The sequence below is a fragment of the Polaromonas sp. genome (assembly GCF_041689105.1).
Lineage (GTDB): Bacteria > Pseudomonadota > Gammaproteobacteria > Burkholderiales > Burkholderiaceae_C > Polaromonas.
Map to the genome: position 1 here is coordinate 1 of NZ_JBDNGU010000009.1, position 6355 is coordinate 6355.

Annotated in this window: 4 protein-coding genes and 1 pseudogene; 2 read left to right on the forward strand and 3 right to left on the reverse strand. The window is 54.6% G+C overall.

What is annotated here, in order from left to right:
• Nucleotides 1-1282, forward strand: a 1282-nt coding sequence (locus tag ACESMT_RS00815) for an aconitase family protein (RefSeq protein ID WP_372824303.1), incomplete at its 5' end; no start/stop codon positions are given.
• A 449-nt stretch (nt 1283-1731) separates the two neighbouring features.
• On the opposite strand, the gene ispG is transcribed toward ACESMT_RS00815, so the two are convergent.
• Nucleotides 1732-2961: a flavodoxin-dependent (E)-4-hydroxy-3-methylbut-2-enyl-diphosphate synthase gene (gene ispG, locus ACESMT_RS00820; protein WP_372824305.1), complete on the reverse strand. Its 1230-nt coding sequence runs from the start codon at nt 2959-2961 to the stop codon at nt 1732-1734.
• A 269-nt stretch (nt 2962-3230) separates the two neighbouring features.
• Nucleotides 3231-4886 (reverse strand): radical SAM protein, encoded by a 1656-nt coding sequence (locus tag ACESMT_RS00825; protein WP_372824307.1) that lies wholly within the window; start codon nt 4884-4886, stop codon nt 3231-3233.
• Between the two features lie 173 nt (nt 4887-5059).
• Here ACESMT_RS00825 and ACESMT_RS00830 point away from each other — a divergent pair.
• Nucleotides 5060-5548: pseudogene (locus ACESMT_RS00830) on the forward strand (transposase).
• 289 nt (nt 5549-5837) lie between these two features.
• Here the strand turns inward: ACESMT_RS00830 and ACESMT_RS00835 are convergent.
• The coding region (locus ACESMT_RS00835; protein WP_372824309.1) for a M48 family metallopeptidase at nt 5838-6355 on the reverse strand (518 nt) is incomplete at its 5' end.

The window sequence follows — 6355 nt, forward strand, 5'->3', positions numbered from 1 at the left end:
CACCGTTTTCCCTTCCGACCAGGAGGTGCGCCGCTTCCTGCGCGCCTGGCAGCGCGAAGAGGACTGGGTCGAGCTGGTCGCGGATACGAACGCGACCTACGACGTGTACGAAGAGATAGATCTGTCCAGCCTGGTGCCGCTGATCGCCATGCCGTCCAGCCCGGGCAATGTACGTCCGGTCAGCGAAGTCGCCGGCGAACGGATCTACCAGGCGTATATCGGCTCGTCGGCCAATCCCGGCTACCGCGACTTCGCCGTCTCCGCAATGATGGTGCAGGGTCGCCGCGTGAACGACCGCGTGTCGTTCGACATCAATCCCACGTCGCGAGCGCAACTGGAAACGCTGATGCGCGACGGCCACATCGCTCACCTGCTGCACGCCGGCGCGCGGCTGCACCAGGCCGGCTGCAACGGCTGCATCGGCATGGGCCAGGCACCGGCCACCAATGAACTCTCTTTGCGCACGGTGCCGCGCAACTTCCCCGGCCGCTCCGGCACGCGCGAGGACAAGGTCTGTCTGGTCAGCCCGGAGACCGCTACGGCGTCGGCGCTCACCGGCGTGATTACGGACCCGCGCACGCTCGGCATCCCCTACCCACGCATCGCTGATCCCGACAACCCGATCATCAACCGCGAGATGTTTATGTCGCCGTTGCCGCTGGAGGCGGCGCGCCAAGTGGCCCTCGTGAAGGGCCCGAACATCGCTTCGCTGCCAACCTTCGAGCCGCTGCCGGATGAGATCGAAGTGCCGGTGCTGCTCAAGGTGGCGGATAACATTTCCACCGACGAGATCATGCCGCCAGGCTTGCGGGTGCTGCCGTTCCGCAGCAACATTCCCAGAATCGCTGAGTTCTCCTTCGACAGGATCGATCACACCTACGCCGCGCGAGCCAAACATGTGAAGGGCCACGTGGTGGTGGGCGGGAGCAATTACGGACAAGGATCGAGCCGCGAGCATGCCGCGCTGGGCCCCCAGTACCTTGGGCTGCGCGCAGTCCTGGCCAAGGGCTTCGCGCGGATCCACTCACAAAACCTGATTAACTTCGGCGTGCTGCCGCTGACCTTCATCGATATTGCTGACTACGATGGCATTCAGACCGGTGACGTGTTGCGCTTGTCCGACCTGCGGCGCGTGCTCGTAGCGGGGGGCAATCTGTTGGTTGAGAACGTTACGCGCCAGCAGACGTTTCAGGTGCGCCACAACATGTCGCCGCGACAAGTGCAGTTCTTGCTCAGGGGGGGACTGATCAACTGGATGAAGGAGCACCTCTCCGGGCAGTAGAAAAAAATCAGCAATGCAATTTTAAAAACCATATTGCATTTTTTATGGTATTTAACCTGAATTTTGCACAAAAAAGGGCAGATGGAATATCTTCGTGAAGCCCGTGCCCGAATGGACTGTGTCGTGGAACGGCAGCTACATGCACGCCACGTACATCGACTTTACGTTTACGGTGCTGGTGCTGGGCGGCTGGCATGGTGAGCCAGCTGCTTTATCTTGAAGCCGAAGAGGCGGGCATCCGTGGCACAGGGATCGGCTGCTACTTCGACGATCCAGTCCATGCGGCCTTCAGGATCGAAGCACGCGAGTGGCAAAGTTTCTAGAACTTCACTGTGGGCGGCCCGGTTGAAGACAGTCGACTCACGACCTTGACTGCGTACAATGCGGACACGGAGTGCGGTGCGATGTTACCTTCGCAGGGGGTTTACAACTTTGCTCTTTAAGCTCACTCATGATGTCGCTCTTCTTACATAGTGTTTAACGACGTAGTCATCAACAAGCGCTTGAAATTCTTCGGCGATGTGCTCGCCTTTGAGCGTGGGGCCTTTTTCGCCATTGATATAGACGGGTGCAACGGGTCGTTCGCCCGTACCCGGTAAGCTGATGCCTAAGCTTGCGTGCTTGCTTTCGCCGGGACCATTTACCACACAGCCCATCACCGCTACCGTCATATCTTCCACGCCGACATAATGCTTACGCCACTTCGGCATTTGATGGCGGATGTGATTTTGAATCTTTTGCGCGAGCTCTTGGAAGTACGTTGACGTTGTGCGACCACAGCCGGGACACGCAATCACCATGGGCATAAATGAACGCAGCCCCATCGTTTGCAGTATCTCCTGTGCAACGATGACTTCGTTGGTGCGATCGCCGTTGGGTTCTGGTGTGAGCGAGACGCGAATCGTGTCGCCAATGCCTTCTTGCAACAGCACGGCCATGCCCGCAGTGGAGGCGACAATGCCCTTTGAGCCCATGCCTGCTTCGGTGAGCCCTAAGTGCAGCGCGTAATCGCAACGCTTGGCAAGGTTGCGATATACCGCAATTAAATCTTGCACGCCGCTGACTTTACAGGAAATGAGGATACGATTATGGGCGAGTCCCAATTGTTCGGCACGCTCGGCACTGTCGAGTGCGGATACGACCAGTGCTTCGCGCATCACATCGTTAGCGTTAAGTGGCTCGGCCTGTTTGGAGTTGTCATCCATCAAGCGCGTGAGCAAATCCTGGTCGAGACTTCCCCAGTTGACGCCGATGCGTACTGGTTTGTTGTTGGCGCAGGCAACTTCAATCATCTCCGCAAATTGCAGATCGCGTTTGCTGCCGTACCCGACGTTGCCCGGATTGATGCGGTACTTGGCCAATGCTTCTGCGCAAGCCGGATGCGTTTTAAGTAGTTTGTGCCCATTGAAATGAAAATCGCCCACGATGGGAACATGGACATTCATTCTCGCTAGTTGATCGCGAATATATGGCACCGCCGCTGCAGCTTCATCGGTATTCACTGTGACGCGCACCAGCTCCGACCCAGCGCGCGCCAACGCTTTGATTTGCGCCACAGTCGATACGATATCAGCCGTATCAGTATTGGTCATCGATTGCACAACCACCGGCGCAGTTCCGCCCACGGTAACGGAGCCAACGCGGACGGGGATGGAGCTGCGGCGAGTGAGGGTGGTCATCAGAGTTTAGGGACACTGTTGCTGCTGGTGGATGGATGGCTGCATTGTAGCTTGGGCACGCCATCGTGTCGCGCTTCTTGCGGCAAAGCCGAAAGATAATGTCGATACGCTACACCAAACCACCATCAGGCGTTGCACTTCGACGTTGAATCCACCCCAAAAAGAACCGTCATGACATCGCGTTCAGGCGACATCTTACTAATTTTCGTTCAGAAATCGACGGCTGGCGACATTGATTTTCACGCATGGCTCGGCACGGTTCAGAGCGCTTAAGGGCTGCGGAACAGGCCGCGAATACCAGAGATAATGCCGCTGCTGTTCTCGGCTTGCGCTGCTGCAATCGGTTCGAACATCTCCACGGGATATGCCTCGTACTTACGTTCCGCGAAGGCTGCTTTCTGCTCGTCGTCCACCAAGCTGAAGCTCTTGTCTTCCACACTGGCTAACTGCTCAACCCCTGCGTCATCGGCAAAGCTCAAACGGTTATTGCTCTCTTGGAAAACCAGCATCTCCTGACAGATTTCGTTGTACTGCTCGGCCGAAAGAAGCTCGGGTTGCTCCTTCATGTTCAAAGAGAACTGCTTGTCGTTGGCGGCAGAGAGATAGTGCAAGTTCCTCTTCGTGGTCAGCAACAGGCCTTCGGCCTTGGCGCGCTCATACAATGGCGTGCCACGTAGCGGGATATAGGGGAAGAAGAAGAAAAACTCGGGTGCGATGAGACGGTTCAGTTCCAGCGTCTGGCGCATATTCTCCGCTGTTTCCAGCGGCATGCCGACGATGTTGAAGGTCAGGCGATTGATGCCCGCCGCCTTGCAGGCCCTGGCTGCCTCTATCACTTGCGCGTTCTTCATCTTGCGGCCCAGCATGGTGGAACGATAGGTCTCGTCACCGCTCTCAATACCGAACCAAATGGTGTGGCAGCCCGCCTCTTTAGCCTCGGCACAGAATTTCTCGTTCATCACCTCCACGCGGGAGTTGATGGAGAAAGGCAAGCCGATGCGCTCCTTATAGATCGCGAAGAAGGCATGCACAAACTTGAGATTAGACAGGAACAGCTCGTCCCAGAACTCGAAGTAGCCTACGTTGTAACGATCGCGCAGGCGAATCAGTTCGGTGACCATGGCTTCAGGGTCATATTTACGCAAGAATTCTTTCTTGACCTTCCAGGCGTCCAGCAGCGGAGTATTGCAGCAATAGGTGCAGCGATAGGGGCAGCCGCGGCCAGTCATCACCGGCAGAACGACCTTCTCTTTCGGACCGAAGATGGAGGTGTTCACATCATCAAAGTTGCCGTCTTTCTCGAAGATGTCGTAATCGGGGAATGGCAAGGATGCGAGGTCGCCAATCTGGTGTGGTTCGGTGCGGAACACTTCGCCGTCGTTGAGCTTCTCCCACATGCCGTCCACAGCACCGTCTTTGCTGCCACGCAGGAACTGCATGAGATTGCCGATGGCGTATTCGCCGTCGCCCACGCAGATGAAGTCGACATTGGGGTTCTGGATAGTCTGCTCTTGCGAGAGCATGGCCTGATAGCCGCCGATGCAGATCGGCAATTCCGGTTGCATGGACTTAAGGACCTCGAAATAGGGTTCCATCGGGTACCAATGCGGGCTCATCACGGAGAACGCGATCACATCGGGCTTGAGCTCGAGGATGCTGCGTGCATAGTTCTCGGGATTGTAGGCCACCTCATCACGCACGATCAGGATGGGCTTGAGGATGACCTCTACCCACGGGAAGTCGCGCTTGAGGTAGGCAGACATGGCGGCCAAGGGCATGGCCACTTCGTTGCCATCGGGGGAGTAGAAACTGAACACCAGGCGCAACTTCTTAGCGTCGGCCGCCTTTCCGAACCACTTAGACTTGGTTTGCGGGTAAACTGGCTTTTCCGAGCTTACGGCTATTAGATCTGCGACTGTAGACATGTATGTACCTTGGTGTTGAAGACAAAAAACCTTGTGATTAGAGTGGGTTAGAATAGTTGAGTATTTTAGTGGGAAATTTTACTGCAAAGACTGTTGGATTTCCATGAGCTTGTTGGAAGGAACTGACAAATCAACGCTTCTTCTGCCAGAATTCCAGCACGAAATTATCAAGAATGTACGAACGACTCCGTTTCCCCGGTGAAATCATCCGGTATGCCGTCTGGCTTTACCATCGATTCAACCTGAGTCACCGCGACGTCAAAGACCTTCTGGCGGAAAGAGGCATCACTGTCAGCTACGAAGCAATCCGCCTTTGGTGCAACAAGTTCGGGCCTGACTATGCCCGGCGACTGAGATGAGAATATCAGGGCTACGGCGACATGTTGTTCATCGATGCAGTGTTCGTGAAGATACGTGGCAAGCTGCATTACCTTTGGAGAGCCTACGCCAACAATCGTGCCGAGCTTTCGCATCAACCCACGAGGGTTAGAGAACGGGGTATGAGAAGGTTCAAGTCGATAGCGCAAGCACAGCGGCTCTTGGATGTTCATTCCGCTGTCTCAAATTTATTCAATTTGGGGCGTCACCATCTTTCCGCCCAGAACTATCGAGATTTCAGGCAGCGTGCCTTTACGTCTTGGGAAAAGGCGGTGGCGATATAGTAGTTGGTAATAGCAGTTTTTTCGATTCGAGTAGTTAACTTGTCAATACCGTTCTGCGTCCACCGAACCGGTCGGTTGCCCTCAAGCCGAAGAACTGCAACGGCTTTTTCCCCACCGAGCACCGAACCGAACCCGATCGTACTTCGAGTTGCACCAAGTCATGCATCTTGTATCTCTGGCTTTGCAGTTTGCGGGGCGCGTTACTGACCGCGCTGGTGCAAGCTTTTTTTACGTCGCATCAAGATGGAGAAGTTTCAACTTATCAGTACCAGGAAAACCTCTTGATTCTTTATTTCCTCTCAGGCATTAAAGCAGAGCCAGAATTTATTTTATTTCTTATTTCCAAATCCGTAGCCTCAATATTTAGATAACGTTCAGCGCTTGCTGGATGAGATGCACTAAATGAACCCTTTATGCTTCCGGGGTACTCTGCTGACATGCGCCTCCAAAAATTTGCCGCTTCAATTGTGGGCACGCTTGCCTTAGAGAGCATATACATAGCGACATAATCAGCTTCCCTTTCAAACTCCTGAGAAAACATTCTCGAAGTCGCATCAGAAAAGGCACCTTGTGTGTTTATGCCGTATGCTGCTGCAGTTACATCTAAAACAGCCCCGAGAATTGTATTGCCCAGTTTCTTATCAAGATGCCCTTCTGAGTTATGAGCTAGCTCATGGGCTATCACGAGCTGAAGTTCCTGATCACTCTGCGCAAACCTGTACATTCCGGTGGTTATATAGATGTTCGTTCCGTCTGCATAAGCATTGATTGCATCGCTCGGATCTAGGAGTACAGGGAAAGAGCATG